Raw genomic sequence first — 17,442 nt, 5'->3', positions numbered from 1 at the left:
TCGGGCTAGCGTTTGCGGTCGCCCGGCCCGTCGTCGCGGCGACGCAGGTAGCGTTCGAACGCCTGCGCGATGGCGTCGCCGGATGCCTCGGGGGAGTCCCAGGTGTCGCGCGTGCGCTCCAGCTGGTGGATGTACTCGGTCATCTCCTCGTCGTCCGCCGCGGCGGCGTCGATAGAGGCCTCCCACGTGGCGGCATCCGTTCGGAGCCCCTCGCGGGGCATGTCGACGCCGGTGAGCTCTTCGAGCCGGTCGAGGAGTGCGAGCGTGGCCTTCGGAGACGGAGCCGCCGAGGCGACGTAGTGCGGGACGCTCGCCCACAGTGTGGCCGTCGGGATGCCCGCTCCCTCCGCGAAGTGCTCGATGACGCTCAGGATGCCGACCGGCCCCTCGTAGAGCGAGCGCTCCAGCCCGAGAGCCTCTCGCACCTGCTCGTTCGAGCTCGCGGCGAAGATCGAGATCGGGCGGGTATGCGGCACATCCGAGAGCATCGCGCCGAGGAAGATGAACCCGGTGATGTCATCGCGAAGCGCGACATCGATGAACTCGTTCGCGAACGCCTGCCAGGTTCTGGCCGGTTCGACGCCGGTGAGGAGCCAGAACTCCGGTGCGCCGTCCTCTGCGTCACCGCGCGGGCGCCACAGGGACGCCTCGGGCCAGCGCAGGTCGCGCTTGCCGGAGGCATCCATCTTGGATGAGGGGCGCGTGTACTGGTAGTCGAAGTACAGCTCAGGATCGACGGAATGGACGACCTCGTAGTCTCCGCTCTCGCGCAGCGCTTCGATCGCGCCACTGGCGGCCTCGCCGGCGTCGTTCCACCCGTCGAAGGCCACCACGACGATGCGGTCTCCGAGTGCATCCATGCGGTTCTCCCTTCGACGACGGACTTCGGCTATCCCTCCAGGCTAGTCCGCGCTCGGCCGACGCGGCGTACCGCCCCGGATACGATGGTCAGGTGACTCACAAGCCGCAGGCAGTCCTCTGGGACATGGATGGAACACTGGTCGACACCGAGCCGTACTGGATGGCAGCGGAGACGGCGCTGGTCGAATCCTTCGGCGGCACCTGGAGCCACGAGCAGGCTCTGCAGCTGGTCGGAAGCGGGCTTCACGAGAGCGCCGAGATCCTGCGGGCCGCCGGGGTCGACATGGATGCCGACGCGATCGTCTCGCACCTCACGGACGCCGTGCGCGAGCTTCTCGAGACGCAGGGCGTGCCGTTCCGCCCTGGTGCGCGCGAACTGCTGCGCGATCTGCAGGTCGCGGGGATTCCCAGCGCACTGGTGACGATGTCGCTCGGCCGCATGGCCCGCAGCGTCATCGATCTCATCGATTTCCCCGCGTTCGACGTCGTCGTCCCCGGTGATGAGGTCGACTATCCCAAGCCGCACCCCGAGCCGTATCTGAAGGCTTCGAGGCTTCTCGACATCGACATCGCCGACGCTCTCGTCATCGAGGACTCGCCCACCGGTCTGCGAGCCGGCATCGCCTCGGGGGCCGTGACCCTCGGCGTGCCGCACATCGTCCCGCTGGACGGTCTGGGCGCGCACGCCCTCTGGCCGACGCTCGAGGGCCGCACGGCCGGCGACATCGTCGATCTGTACGCGGCCGTCACGAGCGTGGAGGTCGGACGATGAGCACCACGGCACGGCCGAGCGGCCCCTTCCGCGAGGGCGATCGCGTGCAGCTGACCGGGCCCAAGAACAGGCTGCACACGATCACGCTCGCTGCAGACGGCGAGATGCACACGCATCACGGCGTCCTGTTCCACCGCGACCTCATCGGCCTGGCCGACGGGTCCGTCGTGACGAACAGCTCAGGGCACGAGTACCTGGCGCTGCGCCCGCTGCTTCGCGATTTCGCGATGTCGATGCCGCGCGGCGCGGCGATCGTCTACCCGAAGGATGCCGCGCAGATCGTCATGCAGGCCGACATATTCCCCGGTGCCACCGTCGTCGAAGCCGGCGTCGGGTCCGGTGCGCTGTCGCTGTCGCTGCTGCGCGCCATCGGCCCGGCGGGGCGTCTGGTCTCATTCGAGCGACGTGATGACTTCGCCGAGGTCGCGCGTTCGAACATCGAGACCTTCTTCGGCGGGGCGCCCGACACCTGGGAAGTCGTCGTCGGCGACCTGCTGCACGCTCTTCCGGAGACCATGCCGGCCGGCAGCGTCGACCGCGTCGTGCTCGACATGCTCGCCCCGTGGGAGGTCGTGGATGCCGTCGCTGAGGCGCTGACGCCGGGGGGAGTGGTGCTCTGCTACGTCGCCACCGCGACGCAGCTCTCGCGGGTCGCGGAGTACATCCGCGGCACCGGACTCTTCACCGCCCCTGACGCGTCGGAGACCATGGTCAGAGGCTGGCACGTCGAGGGGCTGGCCGTGCGCCCCGATCACCGCATGGTCGCGCACACCGGCTTCCTGCTCACGGCGCGGCGGCTCGCTCCGGGGACGATCGCCCCCGAGGTGAAGCGTCGTGCGTCGAAGTCGAGCTACGGCGACGAGGATGTCGAGCTGTGGACCCCCGGCGCCGTCGGCGACCGGGACATCACGGACAAGAACCTGCGCAAGCGCGCCAGAGAGGCCGCCAAGGCCGCCGAGGGTGCACGTCGCGCCGCCGCGTCGCGCGACGTCGATCACCGATCGGAATAGACTGGAGCGCGTGCGTAAAACCTCAGCCGCTCTGGCCACTCTCGCCCTCGCCGCCCTCGCCCTGACGGGCTGCACGGCAGGGCCCGCGTACGACGGCGTCGCCTGCGATCGAGCAGGGGCCGGCAGCGGCATCGAGGACCTCGCCAACCTCTCCGGCAAGGTCGGCACGAAGCCCGACGTCGAGCTGTTCACGCCCGTCGGCGGGGACACCAGCGCGTTCGGCGACGCCGTGGTCGGCGATGGACGCGCACTCACGTCGCCGGGGCAGAGCGCCGTCATCGAGTTCTCGCTCTTCTCGGGCGAGACCGGCGACCCGATCGCCAGCACGGCCTACGACGCCGAGAAGGCGCAGCTCGCGAGCGTCGGCTACTGGGCGCAGACCGTTCCCGCGTTCGGCACGGCGCTCGAGTGCGCGACCGAGGGCTCACGAGTCGTAGCCGCCGTCACGCCGGAGGACTTCGGCCCTCAGAACCTCACCGGCTTCGGCCTGGCCGAGGATGAGTCGGTGGTCGCCGTCTTCGATGTCGTCAAGGTCTACCCGAGTCGAGCAGAGGGCGCGCTGCAGTACAACGACGCCGCCGGCATGCCGACGGTGGTCCGTGCGCCGGACGGGCGCCCGGGCATCATCGTCCCCGACAGCGCTGCGCCGAAGGATCTGACCGTGCAGACCCTCATCAAGGGCGACGGGGCGAAGGTCGCCGACGACGACAGCATCCTCGTCAACTACACCGGAGTCACGTGGGACGACCGCACCGTCTTCGACTCGTCGTGGGACCGCGGAACCGCTGCGACGTTCGACATGACCGCGGTCATCCCCGGCTTCACGCAGGGGCTGGCTGGCCAGACCGTCGGCTCTCAGGTGCTCATGGTCATTCCCTCCGAGCTCGCCTACGGCGAACAGGGCAGCGGAGCCGTCCCGCCGAACGCGGACCTCGTGTTCGTGGTCGACATCCTCGGCATCGATCCTCCGGCCTCAGCGCAGCAGTGATGGCAGCCCGAATCCCCCCGGAGGAGCGTCAGACGAATCTCGTCGTGGCGCTGATGGCCACGGAGATCGGGCTCACCAAGCAGCAGATCCTCGACAGTGTGTCCGGCTACCGCCAGCGCGCGGAGACCGGCGTCAGGATGGACGCGCTCGAGAAGATGTTCGAGCGCGACAAGGACGAGCTGCGCGCGCTGGGCGTCCCGATCGAGACGATCGGTGACTCCAGCGACCCGAACGATCTTCGTGAGGCTCGGTATCGCATCCCGAAGGCCGAGTACGACCTCCCGGAGGACATCTCGTTCAGCCCGGCGGAGCTCGCCGTCCTGCAGCTCGCCGGCAGCGTGTGGAGCGCGGAATCCGCCTCAGCCGACGCACAGGCCGGCGTACGCAAGATCCGCGCGCTCGGCATCGACGGCGACGAGCCGATCATCGGATTCGCCCCGCGGATCACGCCGCGCGAGAACAGCTTCGCGCCGCTCCAGTCCGCGATCGAGGATTGCCGCGTGGTCGCGTTCGACTATCTGAAGCCGGGGGAGGCGATGCCGCGCCGGCGGACCTTCGAACCCCTGGCCCTGCTGGACTTCGAAGCCCGTTGGCACGTCTATGGAATCGACCAGGATGCCGACGACGAGCGCACGTTCCTGCTCAGCCGCATCGTCGGCGATGTCACCGTGACGCGCACGTCCTTCGCCCCCGGGCTCCGTGACGGAGCGGGCGAGCGTGCTCTCGCCGGTCTCAACGCGGTCGCCGCGCGAAACTCCGCGCTGGTCGAGATCACGCCGGGCACGGAGGCGGCCCTGCGTCTGGGCCGCCGCGCGCGGGCCGAGAAGCAGGGGTTCAGCGTGCCCTTCGTGGATCTGCACATCTTCGCCGACGAGCTGGCCTCGTACGGGCCGGAGGTTCGTGTCGTCGAGCCCGCGGTGCTGCGGGATGCCGTGATCGAGCGACTCGCTGCCATCGTCGCGGCACACGGAGCGGGGGAGTGATGGCGGACAAGCCCAAGACACCGCTCGCGGCCGATCGGGTGCGCGCCTACCTGACGCTGGTGCCGTACCTGCTTGAGCGTGGGCAGGTCTCGCTGGAGGAGGCCGCCAGGGAGTTCGACGTGTCGACCGCCGAGATGCGGGGCATGGTCGAGAAGCTCACGGTCATCGGGCTGCCCGGTGACAGCGGGTACTGGCAGCAGCCGCACGAGCTCTTCGACATCAACTGGGATCTCCTCGATGAAGAGGACGTCATCGAGATCACGAACGACGTCGGACTCCGCCGCGTGCCGCGCTTCACCGCGCGCGAGGCGGCCGCACTGCTCGCAGGCCTGCAGCTCGTGGCATCCGTTCCCGCAGTCTCCGACTCGGGGCTGGTGGCCGGCCTGCTCGCGAAGCTCGCGCGCGCTGCGGCGAATGCCCCGGCTGATGTCGTCATCGCTCCGAGCGCGGTCGACGAGGTGCGCGACGCCGTCGCGGACGCGCTCCGCGACGGTGTGGCCGTGTCGTTCCGCTATCAGGCGCCGGATGCCGCGCCCACGACCCGCACCGTCGACCCTGTTCAGGTGCTGATCACGAACGGTCAGTGGTATCTGCAGGGCTGGTGCCATCTGCGGAAGGCGATGCGCACCTTCCACCTCGACAGGGTCAGCGAGCCGGTTCTGACCGACATTCCGATCACGCATGCCGATGCGCCCGTACCAGAGGGTTTCGGGGGAGAGGGCGACGACCCGGAGGTCACCGTGCGGCTGCCGCACCGCCTCGTGCCTCTTCTCGGCGACTACGTCCGAGCAGACAACGCACGGGAGGACGGCGATGATGTCGTCGTTCGAATCCGGCTGTCCGACTCCCGAGCGATCAAGCGCGTCGCGGCTCGGTTCGGAGGTCAGCTCCAGGTCGTCGACCCGGACATCGCGCGCACCGCGACCCGGGAATGGGCTGCAGCCGGACTCGCGCTCTACGCGAACCCCTGACAAAGGATGCCCGGGTAGACTGCACGAAGACTTCAACCCCGGGAGGGAATCATGGCTGGATTGACCGGTTGGCACCTGCTCGTCCTCGTCCTCATCATCCTGCTCCTGTTCGGTGCGGCGAAGCTGCCGGCACTCGCGAAGAGCATGGGCCAGTCCGCCCGTGTCTTCAAGGGCGAGATGAAGGCGATGAAGGAAGAGGACGGCACACCGCAGCAGAATGCCGGCGACACCACCGCCGCATCCACGGTTGCTGAGCCCAGCACCACTTCGCAGCGGGCAGACGGCAGCGCCCCCAGCAGCCCGACCAGCTGACGACGGTGACCGCGATCGACAAGAAGTCGGCCGCGAGTGACAGACCACGCAATGAACGCCGTATGTCGCTCGGCGCCCACCTCGTGGAGCTGCGTCGACGGCTGATGATCTGCGCCGCGGCGCTCGTCGTCACGATGATCGTGGCGTTCTTCGTCACCGACCCGATCATCGACTTCATCACAGCCCCGGTGGAGGCGATAGCCGACCGTCATCCTGAGGTGATCGTCGGCCTCACGTTCTCCTCCGTGACGGCACCGTTCGATCTGCGCATGCGAATGGCGTTCTCGATCGGCATCTTCCTCGCGGCTCCCATCTGGCTGTGGCAGATCTGGGCCTACATCATGCCAGGGCTGACGCGCAAAGAGATCAAGTACACGATCGGCTTCGTGGCCGCAGCCATCCCGCTCTTCTTCGCCGGCTGCTACGTCGGCTCGCTCGTCGTGCCGCACGTGATCGAGCTCATGGCGGAGTTCACGCCCGAGGGCGCCAACAACCTCTACGAGGGAAAGCTCTACTTCGACTTCATCCTCAAGCTCATGCTCGTGGTGGGCGTCTCGTTCGTCCTGCCGGTCTTCCTCGTCGCCCTCAACCTGTCCGGCGTCATGACCGGTCGCGCGATCCTGAAGGGGTGGCGCGTCGCCGTACTCATCGCCTCGGTGTTCGCAGCCCTCGCGACGCCCGCGGCGGACGTGGTCAGCATGCTGCTGCTGGCCGGCATCCTGGTGGTCCTGTTCTTCGCGGCCGCCGGGCTGTCGATGCTGTTCGACCGTCGCAAGAAGCAGCAGATGGCGGCCGAAGGGCTGCTCCCGGACGCGGACGCATGAGCTCACCGGCCGAGCGCTACGCCGCCGCTCGAGACAGCGCTGCGCACCCGCACACCGCCGCGTTCGCCGCACGTCAGAAGTTCGATCTCGACCCCTTCCAGGTGGAGGGATGTCACGCACTCGAGCGCGGGCGCAGCGTCCTCGTCGCCGCACCCACCGGCGCAGGCAAGACCATCGTCGGCGAGTTCGCGATCCACCTCGCGATGCAGACGCCGGGTGACAAGGCGTTCTACACGACGCCGATGAAGGCGCTGTCGAACCAGAAGTTCCGCGAGCTCGTCGAGGTCTACGGCGCGGAGAACGTCGGACTGCTCACCGGGGACACGAACATCAACGGCAACGCCCGGATCGTCGTGATGACGACCGAGGTGCTGCGGAACATGATCTACGCCGGCTCCTCGGCTCTCACCGACCTCCGCTTCGTCATCATGGACGAGGTCCACTACCTCGCCGATCGGTTCCGCGGCGCCGTGTGGGAAGAGGTCATCATCCACCTGCCCTCCGCGGTGCGGCTCGTCTCGCTCAGCGCGACCGTCTCGAACGCCGAGGAGTTCGGCGACTGGCTCGACACCGTCCGGGGCGACACCGAGGTCATCGTCTCCGAGATCCGGCCGGTGCCGCTCGAGCAGCACGTCCTGGTGCGCGACGATCTGCTGCCGCTGTTCGACGACCGGGCGGGTATCGCCACGGCGACCGTCAACCAGGAGCTCATGCGCATCCGGTCGTTCACCGGGTCACGGTACGACAACAACAAGCGCGCGCAGTCGTACGTCAGCTCACGGCACGCCGGCAGGCAGAGCCCCCGCCCGCAGCGCGGCGGACGCCGCCCCGTGCGTGCATCGAACGCTCAGCGCATCGAGCGGATGGACCGCCCGGACGTCATCCAGCTGCTCGAGCGCACGAACCTGCTGCCGGCGATCTTCTTCATCTTCAGCCGCGTCGGGTGCGACGCAGCTGTGCAGCAAGTGCGACGCTCCGGCATCCGCCTGACTTCGCAGGAGGAACGGCGCGAGATCCGAGAGTTCGTCGAGGAGCGCACGCGCACCCTGCAGGATGAGGATCTCGGCGTCCTCGGCTACTTCGAATGGGTGGACAACCTCGAGCGGGGCGTGGCATCCCATCACGCCGGCCTTCTGCCCGCCTTCAAGGAGGTCGTCGAGGAGCTGTACCGTCGCAAGCTCGTCAAAGTGGTCTTCGCCACCGAGACTCTGGCGCTCGGCATCAACATGCCAGCGCGCACCGTGGTCCTGGAGAAGATGGAGAAGTTCAACGGCGAAGCGCGCGTGGCCATCACCTCGGGGGAGTACACCCAGCTGACGGGTCGCGCAGGGCGTCGGGGGATCGACGTCGAGGGCCACGCGGTCGTGCAGTGGACGGAGGGCATGGACCCTCAGGCCGTCGCCGCTCTCGCCTCCCGGCGCACGTATCCGCTGAACTCCAGCTTCCGTCCGACGTACAACATGGCCGTGAACCTCATCGACATGTTCGGTCGGCCGAGGGCCAGGCAGGTCCTGGAATCGTCGTTCGCCCAGTTCCAAGCCGACCGCGCGGTCGTCGGCCTGGCCAGACAGGTCCGCGAGGCGGAGGAGTCGCTGAACGGATACGTCAAGGCGATGACCTGCGATCACGGGGACTTCCTCGATTACGCCGGCATCCGACGTGAGCTGAGCGATCTCGAGAAGAAGAACAAGCAGGACTCCCACGGGCCGCGGGCCGCCAGAGACAAGCGCCTCAAGAAGATCCAGTCCCTGCGCACCCGGATGCAGCGCCACGGATGCCATCGGTGCCCCGACCGCGAGGCGCACGCCCGCTGGGCCGAGCGGTACTGGAAGCTCAAGCGCGAGACCGATCGCACCCGTCGGCAGATCGAGAACCGAACGGGCACGGTGGCTCGTGTGTTCGACCGGATCGTCGACGTGCTCGCCACGCTCGACTACGTCACGGGAACCGGCGACGACACCGCCCTCACGGAGGACGGTCGCACGATGCGGCGCATCTACGGCGAGCGCGACCTGCTCGTGGCGGAGTCGCTGCGCCAGGGCCTGTGGACGGGGTTGGACGCCCCTTCTCTCGCCGCGATGGCATGCTGCCTCGTGTACGAACCGCGCCGCGACGAGGCGAACTCGGGGGAGCGGGGGCTCCCGCGCGGCGCTTTCCGTGCGGCGTTCGAGAAGACCACCGCCCTGTGGGCCGAGCTGGATGACCTGGAGCAGGCGCACAGCCTGCCAGGGTCCGAGCCGCTCGCGGCCGGTCTCGCCGGCGCCATGCACGCCTGGGCTCGTGGCGCCCTGCTCGATCGTGTGCTCGTCGACGCTGACATGGCGGCCGGCGACTTCGTTCGGTGGGCGAAGCAGACGATCGACCTGCTCGATCAACTGTCGATCGTGGCCGAGGATCTCACCGTGGCTCGTACGGCGAGGCAGGCGCTCGACGGCGTGCGCCGCGGCATCGTCGCGTATTCGACGATGTGAGAATGAGACGGATGCCATCGCCCTCTGCCGAGCCCTCGCGTCGGCCCCGTCCGCTGCTGCCGCTGTGGCTCGCCGTTGCGTCTGCGGCGCTGTCCGGGTGGCTGATGGATCTCGCATACCCGTCGGCGAACGCGTGGATCCTGGCGTTCCCCGCCGTCGCGCTCCTGCTTCTGGCTCTGACCGGGCGACAGTTCTGGGCCGCAGCGCTGGTCGGACTCGTCTACGGAGGCGTGTTCTTCTTCCTGCTGGTGTCGTGGACGTCGCGCTATCTGGGCGTGATCCCCTGGGCGGCGCTCGCCTCACTCGAGGCCGCGCTCACGGCTGTCGCGGTCACGCTCATCGCGCTGGCCTATCGCTGGCTGCCGCGCGCGTTCCCCGGCACGGCCGGCCGCCTGGTGCTGCTCCCTGCCGTCGTCGGAGCGCTCTGGGTGCTCAGAGAGCTGCTCCTCGGTTCGTGGCCGTACACCGGGTTCCCCTGGGCGCGCCTGGGGATGACGCAGTCCGAGAGTCCTCTCGCGACGCTGTCCTCCTGGGTCGGCGTGAGCGGCCTGAGCTTCCTGATGGTGTTCGCGGTCGCGATGCTGATCGAGAGCGTGAGGCTTCGCCTCTGGCGCCGTCCGCTGCGACTCGTCGCACCCGTGGTGATCATCGCTCTGCTGTTCGTGACCCCGGCGTTCCCCACGACGGATGCCGGCACCATGCGCATCGGCGCCGTGCAGGGCAACGGCCCCACGGGGTACTTCGATCATCGGGAGCCCTACGCGGTCGTCCAGGCGCAGACGGACGCCACGGAGCCCCTGTACGGCGAGGATATGGATCTGCTCGTGTGGCCGGAGGGCGGGCTCGGCGGCGACCCGTTCCAGGACAGTGCGCTGGCTCGCCGGATGACCCTGGTCGCCAACCGGGTGGATGCGCCGCTGCTCGCGAACGCCGCCACGGCGCGCGGCGACGAGTTCTTCAACACGTCGATGCTCTGGGAGCCCTCCGGCATCGCGGAGCAGACGCACGACAAGCGCTTCCCCGTTCCCTTCGGGGAGTACGTGCCCGATCGTGATTTCTACTACGCGATCGTCCCCGACCTCATCGGGTTGATCGGGCGCGAGTACTCTCACGGAACCAACGCACCCGTGATGGATGTCGACGGTGTGAAGATCGGCCTCGCCATCTGCTTCGACGTGATCTACGACCAGGTCATCGCCGAGGGCGTCACCGGCGGAGCTCAGGTGCTGGTGTTCCAGACGAACAACGCCGACTTCCGCGGCACCGACGAGAATCTGCAGCAGCTCGCCTTCGCCCGCATGCGCGCCATCGAGACCGGACGCAGCGTCGTCAACATCTCCACGGTCGGCACGAGCCAGATGATCACCCCTGAGGGCCGGACGATCGCCTCGTTGGACGCAGATGAGGCCGGAGCCCTGCTCGACGATGTCGAGCTTCGCTCCGGCCTCACCGCTGGTGTGATCCTCGGCCCCTGGATTCAGCAGGTGCTGATGTGGGGCGGATTGGGCGCGCTCCTGTTCGGGTGGTGGCGCGCCCGTGGTGGGAAGTGACCAGGGCCGTTAGGCGCCGATCTTCTCCCGAGTGGGGTCTTCACCCGCTCCGCGGCGTGCGCGGATGAACGCGAGGCGCTCCTCGAGCAGCTCTTCGAGCTCGGCGCGCGTGCGGCGCTCCATCAGCATGTCCCAGTGGGTGCGGGCGATCTTCTCGTCCGTCGCGTCCGGCGTGATGGTCTTGCCGTCGACGCTGAGCACGGCTTCGGCACCGCACGTGCGGCACTCCCACTTCTGCGGCGGCTCTGCGTCAGCGGCGAACATCAGGGTACTGGTGCTTCCGCACGTGTCGCACTTGTAGGTGGTCTCGCGGCGTTCCATGAAAACGACGCCCTCTTCGCTCTGTAGGCTCTGGGCGCCGAGTCGGATGCCGCGCAGGCTGCGATCTGCCATTTTGTGGTCCTCTCGTCGACCTCAGGTATACCGCTCTCGCCTGTGCGCGCGCTCAACGCACCAATGATCGCGCGGGTATTCACAGTCGAATCCCAGCCCTAGAGGGTAGGGCGTCAGTTGACGGTCTCGATGGCCACGTCGGCGCGGTCGGTGACGATGCCGTCGATCCCCGTGTCGACGAGCCGGCGCATGTCCTGCGGATCGTTGACCGTCCACACGTGGACCTCGACGTCGTGCCGATGCGCCGCGCGCAGCAGAGACGGCGTGAGGACTCGTACGGGCCCGTACCGCTCGGGGATCTGCAGCGCATCGATCTCGCGCAGCACACGAGCGGGGGAGAGGCGCAGCGCCGTCAGCAGCCTGACCCGCATCATGCTCGACCGGCCGGCCGACGTCGCCGGTCGCACGCTCGCACCGGCATCCATCACGGCGTCGACCGCCCGCCTGCGCCTCGCGTCCGAGAAACTGGTCAGCAGCACGCGGTGCGCGTGCGGAGCGACGATGCGGCCCAGGGGAGCGGCAGCGGCATCCGTCTTCACATCGATGTTGAATCGCGTCTCCGGGAACGTCTCGAGGAGTTCGGCCACGGTCAGCAGGCCACCGTGCGGTGCGAAGATCTCCACGAGTTCGGCGGTGCGCACCTGATCGATCCGGCGGGCGTCGCCGACCAGGCGCTCGAGATCGTCATCGTGGAAGAGGATGATGTCGCCGTCGGCGGTGACCTGACAATCCGTCTCGACGTACTCCGCACCGGCCGCGTGTGCAGTAGCGAACGCACCGGCGGTGTTCTCCCAGACGACGGGCCCTGTGCCCTCGAGCGATACCAGTCCGCGGTGTGCGAGAACCCGCGGATGCCGTGCCTTCGCGAAGTACGGGTGCGTCACGCGCCCGTCGTACCAGCCGGCGGCTGGCCGCCCGGGCGCGGAGTGAACGCCCCGCCGATGCCCTTGAGCGCCTCGGTGAGCTCGCTGGGGATGATCCACAGCTTGCTCGACTCGCTGTCGGCGATCTTGGGGAGCATCTGCAGGTACTGGTACGCGAGGAGCTTGTCGTCCGGCGCGCCCTGGTGGATCGAGGCGAACACGTTCTGGATCGCCTCCGCCTCACCCTGAGCGCGGAGGACGGCTGCCTGCTTGTCACCCTCTGCGCGAAGGATCTCAGCCTGACGCGCACCCTCTGCCTCCAGGATCGCGGACTGCTTGGTCCCCTCGGCGGTCAGGATCGCTGCGCGACGGTCGCGCTCGGCACGCATCTGCTTCTCCATCGAGTCCTGGATGGACAGGGGCGGGTCGATCGCCTTCAGCTCGACGCGTCCGACGCGGATGCCCCACTTGCCGGTCGCCTCATCGAGCACGACGCGCAGCTGGCCGTTGATGTTGTCGCGGCTCGTGAGCGCCTCTTCGAGGTTGAGGCCACCGACGACGTTGCGGAGCGTGGTGGTCGTCAGCTGCTCGACGGCGCCGAGGTAGTTTGCGATCTCATACGTGGCGGCGCGGGCGTCTGTGACCTGGAAGTAGACGACCGTGTCGATCGAGACGACGAGGTTGTCCTCGGTGATCACCGGCTGCGGCGGAAACGAGACGACCTGCTCGCGCATGTCGATCAGGGGCCGCAGACGATCGATGAAGGGCACCAGGATGTTCAGACCGGGCGTGAGGGTCTTGTGATAGCGCCCGAGGCGCTCGACGACGCCCGCCGTGGCCTGAGGGATGATGCGGATCGATCGCGCGACCGTCACCACCACGAAGATGATGACGGCGATCGCGAGGATCCATCCGATCGCTGTCGGGATGAACGATGAGTCGTCCACTGCTTCTCCTAGTCGTCGATGGTGCTAGTCGTTGGCGGGGCGGACGATCGCCGTCGCCCCGTTGATCGCGGTGATGAGAACGGGTGCGCCGACCGGGATGGTCACGCTCCCGTCAGCACGTGCCGTCCACGTGTCGCCGTTGCTCACCTTCACCTGCCCTGAGACGTTGGTCACGTCTGCGAGGGCGGTGCCACGGAGGCCGATGAGAGCGTCGACGTTGGATTTGGTCGGGTCTTCGCCGCGATGCAGACGCCGCAGCAGCGGCGGCCGGATGATCAGGATGAACAGCGCGGCGGCGGCTGCGGCGATGATCAGCTGCGCCCAGAGGGGCAGGCCGATGAGGCCCATGATGAGGCCGACCGCGCTGCCGAGGGCGAGCATGAGGAAGGTGAAGTCGAGAGTGAGCATCTCGATCACGAGGAATACCGCGATGAGAACCAGCCAGCCGATCCACGCCCACTCCGTGACCAGCTCGATGAAGACGGATGCGTCGTTCATGGCGCCCTCCTTTGCGGTCAACCTATCACGCAGCAGTGACGCGCAGACGGCCCGTGTCGGGCGGTTGGTAAAGTGAACGGGCCGTGCTTTCCGCGGCGTTCACCACCGCATGAGGAGTCACCGTGACCGACGTTCTGCCCGCAGGTTCCCTGGCCGGAAAGGTCGCGCTCGTAACCGGCTCGTCCCGTGGCATCGGCGCGGACACCGTCCGCTATTTCGCCGAGGCCGGTGCAGACGTCGTCATCAACTTCCGCAACAAGGCTCCGCGTGCCGAGAAGCTCGCGTCGCAGCTGCGCGAGCACGGAGTGCGTGCGCTCGTCGTCGGCGCCGACCTCACCGACCCGGCCTCGGTCGGATCGATGTTCGAGCAGGTCAGTGCCGAGTTCGGCCGTCTCGACATCCTCGTGCTGAACGCATCGGGCGGCATGGAGTCCGGCATGGCCGAGGACTACGCGCTGACGCTGAACCGCGACGCGCAGCTGAACGTGCTGAATGCGGCCCGCCCGCTTCTCGCCGACGGATCGCGGGTCGTGTTCGTCACGAGCCACCAGGCGCACTTCATCCGCACCACGCCCACCATGCCCGAGTACGAGCCGGTCGCGCTGTCCAAGCGCGCTGGCGAGGATGCCCTGCGGGAGCTGATCCCGTCGCTCGAGGAGGAGGGGATCGGCTTCACGGTCGTCTCGGGAGACATGATCGAAGGCACGATCACGGCGACGCTGCTCGAGCGCGCCAACCCCGGCGCCATCTCCGCTCGGCGTGAGGACGCCGGGCGCCTCTACAACGTGTCGGAGTTCGCGGCCGAGGTCGCCAAGGCCGCACTCGACGCGGTTCCCGCCGACAACACCCGTCTTGTCGGCGACACCAGCGGCTTCGTCGCGGAGTGACGCACTGACACGAGAAATGCCCTGCCGATCGGCAGGGCATTTCTCGTCTTTGCGATCAGATTGTGCTGGCGCCGGTGAGGGGCGACGCGATCGTCTGCTCGTCACGGCCCAGCGTGATGGCTCGAACGATCTGCATGATGCCGAGCACGACCATCGCGATGCCGAGGACCCACCAGAGCGCTGCGGCGGCCAGCAGCGGAGCGAACAGTACGATGACGCCGGCTGCGATGCTCAGGATCGCGTACAGGATCGTCCACGCCTTCGATCCGTCCTTGTTCAGCAGCGTCAGGGCGACGATTCCGTCGAAGATCCAGCTGACGCCGAGGAAGACGGCGGTGACGACGGCGAGTGTGACCGTGGCTGCAGCGAGATTGGTGAACGCGACCACGCCGGCGACGATGTAGAGCAGACCGAGGACGATGTGGCCGATGCGGGCCCACCCGCCCTTCTTGCCCGAGAAGATCCCCAGGCCGATGTAGACGAGGCCGGCGATGACCAGGTATGACGCGATGATCCCGGTGACGATGAATGCGGTCTTCAGCGGCCAGGCGAGCACCACGATTCCGGCGATGAGAGCGATCGCGCCCGAGACCGCCAGCGTGACCCGAATGGACTTGAACAGCGACTTCGCTTCCGTGAGCGATTCAGACATGAGAAACGCCTCTCTCTGACGATCCTGCGGAGGATGTGCTCAGCGTAGCGCGCTGAAGGTTCTGGATGGGGGAGGTGCGTGGCAGGATCTTCCTCATGACCGACGCGCCACGCCCCGCCGACTCGCACGATCTGATCCGCGTCAGGGGAGCGAGGGAGAACAATCTCAAGGACGTCAGCGTCGACATCCCCAAGAGAAGGCTCACGGTCTTCACCGGCGTCTCGGGCTCCGGCAAGAGCTCGCTCGTCTTCGACACGATCGCAGCTGAGTCGCGTCGCATGATCGATGAGACCTACAGCGCCTTCGTGCAGGGGTTCATGCCCTCGGTGCCGCGGCCCGACGTGGATGTGCTCGAAGGGCTCACCACCGCGATCATCGTCGACCAGGAGCGGCTGGGTGCGAACCCTCGCTCGACGGTCGGCACTGTGACGGATGCCAATGCGATGCTTCGCATCCTGTTCTCGAAACTCGGTCAGCCGTACATCGGCGGCCCGACCGCCTTCTCGTTCAACATCCCGACGCAGCGGGCGAGCGGGGTGATGACGGGCCCGGGCGGCGAGAAGAAGATCGTGAAGGATGCGATCTACCTCGGCGGTATGTGCCCGCGGTGCGAAGGCAGGGGAGCGGTATCGGATCTCGACCTCGCCCAGATCGTGGACGAGTCGAAGTCCCTCGACGAGGGCGCCATCATGGTGCCGGGTTACACCGCGGACGGCTGGATGGTGAAGGGCTTCTCGGCATCCGGCTTCTACCCGGCAGACAAGCCGATCAGCGAGTTCAGCGACAAGCAGCGCCATCTCTTCCTCTACGGAGAGGTCACCAAGGTCAAGATCAGCGGCATCAACATGACCTATGAAGGTCTGATCCCGAAGATAACCAAGGCGATGCTGTCGAAGGACCTCGACGCCCTCCAGCCGCACATCCGCGCGTTCGTGGAGCGCGTGGCATCCTTCACCACCTGCCCCGAGTGCGACGGGACGCGCCTGACGGAAGGCGCGCGGTCGTCCAAGATCGATGGGATCAGCATCGCCGAGGCTTGCCGGATGCAGGTGACCGATCTCGCTGCCTGGGTCAACGGACTCGATCTGCCGGGAGCCGGTCCGCTCCTGGACGCCTTGAAGGCCAACCTGGACGCGTTCGTGACGCTGGGACTCGGATACCTCAGCCTCGAGCGACCGTCCGGCACGCTCAGCGGGGGAGAGGCGCAGCGGATCAAGATGCTGCGCCACCTCGGTTCGTCTCTGACCGATGTCACCTACGTCTTCGACGAGCCGACCATCGGGTTGCATCCGCACGACATCCAGCGGATGAACTCGCTGCTGCTGAAGCTGCGCGACAAGGGCAACACCGTGCTCGTGGTCGAGCACAAGCCGGAGACCATCGCGGTCGGCGACCACGTCGTCGACCTCGGTCCCGCCGCGGGAAGCAGGGGAGGGGAGATCTGCTTCGAGGGGACCGTCGACGGTCTGCGTGCGAGCGAGACGATCACGGGACGCCATCTGGACGATCGGGCGACGGTGAAGACGACGGTCCGGCAGGGGAGAGGTGCCATCGAGGTGCGCGGCGCGTCCACGAACAACCTGCAGGACGTCGACGTCGACATCCCGACCGGTGTGCTCACGGTCGTCACCGGGGTCGCCGGTTCCGGTAAGAGCTCGCTGATCCATGGGTCGGTGTCCAAGCGCGATGGCGTCGTGTCGATCGACCAGAGCGCCATCAAGGGCTCGCGTCGCAGCAATCCGGCGACCTACACCGGGATGCTGGAGCCGATCCGCAAGGCGTTCGCCAAGGCGAACTCGGTCAAGCCGGCGCTGTTCAGCGCGAACTCCGAGGGTGCGTGCCCGTCGTGCAAGGGCTCCGGCGTCATCATCACCGAGCTCGGCTTCATGGACACGATCGAGACGCCGTGCGAGGACTGCGGCGGCAAGCGGTTCCAAGCGGCGGTCCTCGAATACAAGCTCGGCGGCAAGGACATCACCGAGGTGCTGGACCTGTCTGTCGCCGAGGCGCGCGAGTTCTTCTCGCAGCCGGACTCGAAGATCCCGGCTGCCGTGGCGATTCTGGAACGCCTCGACGATGTCGGGCTCGGGTATCTGTCGCTCGGGCAGCCGCTGTCGACGCTGTCCGGCGGCGAGCGTCAGCGCGTCAAACTGGCCATCCAGATGGGCGGTCAGGGCGATGTCTACGTTCTCGACGAGCCGACCTCCGGCCTGCATCTCGCGGACGTCGACAAGATCCTCGGGCTGCTCGACAGACTGGTGGATGCGGGCAAGACGGTCATCGTGATCGAGCATCACCAGGCGGTCATGGCCCACGGGGACTGGATCATCGACGTCGGCCCCGGCGCGGGCCACGCCGGCGGTCGTGTGGTGTTCGAGGGCACGCCGGCCGAGCTCGTCGCTACGAAGCAGACGCTGACGGGGGAGCACCTCGCGGAATATGTCGGCGCCTGAGCGAGCA

At 67.6% G+C, this 17,442-nt stretch carries 17 protein-coding genes; 11 read left to right on the top strand and 6 right to left on the bottom strand.

Features of this window, described 5'->3' with window-relative positions; translation table 11 throughout:
• Nucleotides 1-5: 5 nt before the first annotated feature.
• Complete coding sequence (locus KHB019_RS02510) at nucleotides 6-860, bottom strand: PAC2 family protein (RefSeq protein WP_230103265.1); 855 nt, start codon at nucleotides 858-860, stop codon at nucleotides 6-8.
• Nucleotides 861-952: 92 nt separating this feature from the next.
• Here KHB019_RS02510 and KHB019_RS02505 point away from each other — a divergent pair, with 92 nt between their 5' ends.
• The 9 genes from KHB019_RS02505 (at nucleotide 953) to lnt (ending at nucleotide 10,742) form a co-directional block, all read left to right on the top strand.
• The gene (locus tag KHB019_RS02505; protein WP_290368261.1) at nucleotides 953-1,633 is read left to right on the top strand and encodes an HAD family hydrolase; all 681 of its coding nucleotides are present in this window, start codon (nucleotides 953-955) and stop codon (nucleotides 1,631-1,633) included.
• Nucleotides 1,630-2,643 (top strand): tRNA (adenine-N1)-methyltransferase, encoded by a 1,014-nt coding sequence (locus tag KHB019_RS02500; RefSeq protein WP_337458021.1) that lies wholly within the window; start codon nucleotides 1,630-1,632, stop codon nucleotides 2,641-2,643. The genes KHB019_RS02505 and KHB019_RS02500 overlap by 4 nt, the downstream gene beginning before the upstream one ends.
• A 10-nt stretch (nucleotides 2,644-2,653) precedes the next feature.
• Nucleotides 2,654-3,631: an FKBP-type peptidyl-prolyl cis-trans isomerase gene (locus tag KHB019_RS02495; protein WP_230103263.1), complete on the top strand. Its 978-nt coding sequence runs from the start codon at nucleotides 2,654-2,656 to the stop codon at nucleotides 3,629-3,631.
• The gene (locus KHB019_RS02490) at nucleotides 3,631-4,614 is read left to right on the top strand and encodes a helix-turn-helix transcriptional regulator (RefSeq protein ID WP_230103262.1); all 984 of its coding nucleotides are present in this window, start codon (nucleotides 3,631-3,633) and stop codon (nucleotides 4,612-4,614) included. Before KHB019_RS02495 ends, KHB019_RS02490 begins: the two co-directional genes overlap by 1 nt.
• On the top strand, nucleotides 4,614-5,585 hold the full coding sequence (locus tag KHB019_RS02485) for a helix-turn-helix transcriptional regulator (RefSeq protein WP_230103261.1): 972 nt from the start codon (nucleotides 4,614-4,616) through the stop codon (nucleotides 5,583-5,585). The genes KHB019_RS02490 and KHB019_RS02485 overlap by 1 nt, the downstream gene beginning before the upstream one ends.
• 48 nt (nucleotides 5,586-5,633) lie before the next feature.
• Nucleotides 5,634-5,897, top strand: a complete 264-nt coding sequence (gene tatA / locus KHB019_RS02480; protein WP_230103448.1) for a Sec-independent protein translocase subunit TatA — start codon at nucleotides 5,634-5,636, stop codon at nucleotides 5,895-5,897.
• A 62-nt stretch (nucleotides 5,898-5,959) separates the two neighbouring features.
• Nucleotides 5,960-6,721, top strand: coding sequence for a twin-arginine translocase subunit TatC (tatC, locus tag KHB019_RS02475; protein WP_337458020.1), 762 nt, complete (start codon nucleotides 5,960-5,962; stop codon nucleotides 6,719-6,721).
• Nucleotides 6,718-9,192, top strand: coding sequence for a DEAD/DEAH box helicase (locus tag KHB019_RS02470; RefSeq protein WP_325471517.1), 2,475 nt, complete (start codon nucleotides 6,718-6,720; stop codon nucleotides 9,190-9,192). The genes tatC and KHB019_RS02470 overlap by 4 nt, the downstream gene beginning before the upstream one ends.
• Before the next feature lie 11 nt (nucleotides 9,193-9,203).
• Nucleotides 9,204-10,742, top strand: coding sequence for an apolipoprotein N-acyltransferase (gene lnt / locus KHB019_RS02465; RefSeq protein ID WP_230103258.1), 1,539 nt, complete (start codon nucleotides 9,204-9,206; stop codon nucleotides 10,740-10,742).
• Between the two features lie 9 nt (nucleotides 10,743-10,751).
• Here lnt and KHB019_RS02460 read toward each other — a convergent pair whose 3' ends face one another.
• From KHB019_RS02460 to KHB019_RS02445, 4 genes are all read right to left on the bottom strand, one after another.
• Complete coding sequence (locus KHB019_RS02460; RefSeq protein ID WP_230103257.1) at nucleotides 10,752-11,135, bottom strand: RNA polymerase-binding protein RbpA; 384 nt, start codon at nucleotides 11,133-11,135, stop codon at nucleotides 10,752-10,754.
• 113 nt (nucleotides 11,136-11,248) lie between these two features.
• Nucleotides 11,249-12,019 carry a glycerophosphodiester phosphodiesterase family protein gene (locus KHB019_RS02455; RefSeq protein WP_230103256.1) on the bottom strand — a complete coding sequence of 257 codons (771 nt, stop codon included), beginning with the start codon at nucleotides 12,017-12,019 and terminating at the stop codon, nucleotides 11,249-11,251.
• Nucleotides 12,016-12,945: an SPFH domain-containing protein gene (locus KHB019_RS02450; RefSeq protein ID WP_230103255.1), complete on the bottom strand. Its 930-nt coding sequence runs from the start codon at nucleotides 12,943-12,945 to the stop codon at nucleotides 12,016-12,018. The genes KHB019_RS02455 and KHB019_RS02450 overlap by 4 nt, the downstream gene beginning before the upstream one ends.
• Nucleotides 12,946-12,969: 24 nt before the next feature.
• On the bottom strand, nucleotides 12,970-13,443 hold the full coding sequence (locus tag KHB019_RS02445) for an NfeD family protein (protein ID WP_230103254.1): 474 nt from the start codon (nucleotides 13,441-13,443) through the stop codon (nucleotides 12,970-12,972).
• Nucleotides 13,444-13,565: 122 nt separating this feature from the next.
• On the opposite strand from KHB019_RS02445, the gene KHB019_RS02440 reads away from it, so the two are divergent.
• Nucleotides 13,566-14,330 (top strand): SDR family oxidoreductase, encoded by a 765-nt coding sequence (locus KHB019_RS02440; RefSeq protein WP_230103253.1) that lies wholly within the window; start codon nucleotides 13,566-13,568, stop codon nucleotides 14,328-14,330.
• Nucleotides 14,331-14,385: 55 nt separating this feature from the next.
• Here the strand turns inward: KHB019_RS02440 and KHB019_RS02435 are convergent, their stop codons facing one another.
• On the bottom strand, nucleotides 14,386-14,982 hold the full coding sequence (locus KHB019_RS02435; protein ID WP_325471518.1) for an HdeD family acid-resistance protein: 597 nt from the start codon (nucleotides 14,980-14,982) through the stop codon (nucleotides 14,386-14,388).
• Between the two features lie 95 nt (nucleotides 14,983-15,077).
• Between KHB019_RS02435 and KHB019_RS02430 the strand changes: the two genes are divergently transcribed.
• On the top strand, nucleotides 15,078-17,435 hold the full coding sequence (locus tag KHB019_RS02430; RefSeq protein ID WP_230103251.1) for an ATP-binding cassette domain-containing protein: 2,358 nt from the start codon (nucleotides 15,078-15,080) through the stop codon (nucleotides 17,433-17,435).
• Nucleotides 17,436-17,442: the final 7 nt, after the last annotated feature.

It is taken from the genome of Microbacterium sp. KHB019, assembly GCF_037285405.1.
In the GTDB taxonomy this organism is placed as follows: Bacteria; Actinomycetota; Actinomycetes; order Actinomycetales; family Microbacteriaceae; genus Microbacterium.
The sequence above is the reverse complement of the archived record's forward strand: the minus strand, read 5'-3'. Positions and strand labels throughout refer to the sequence as shown.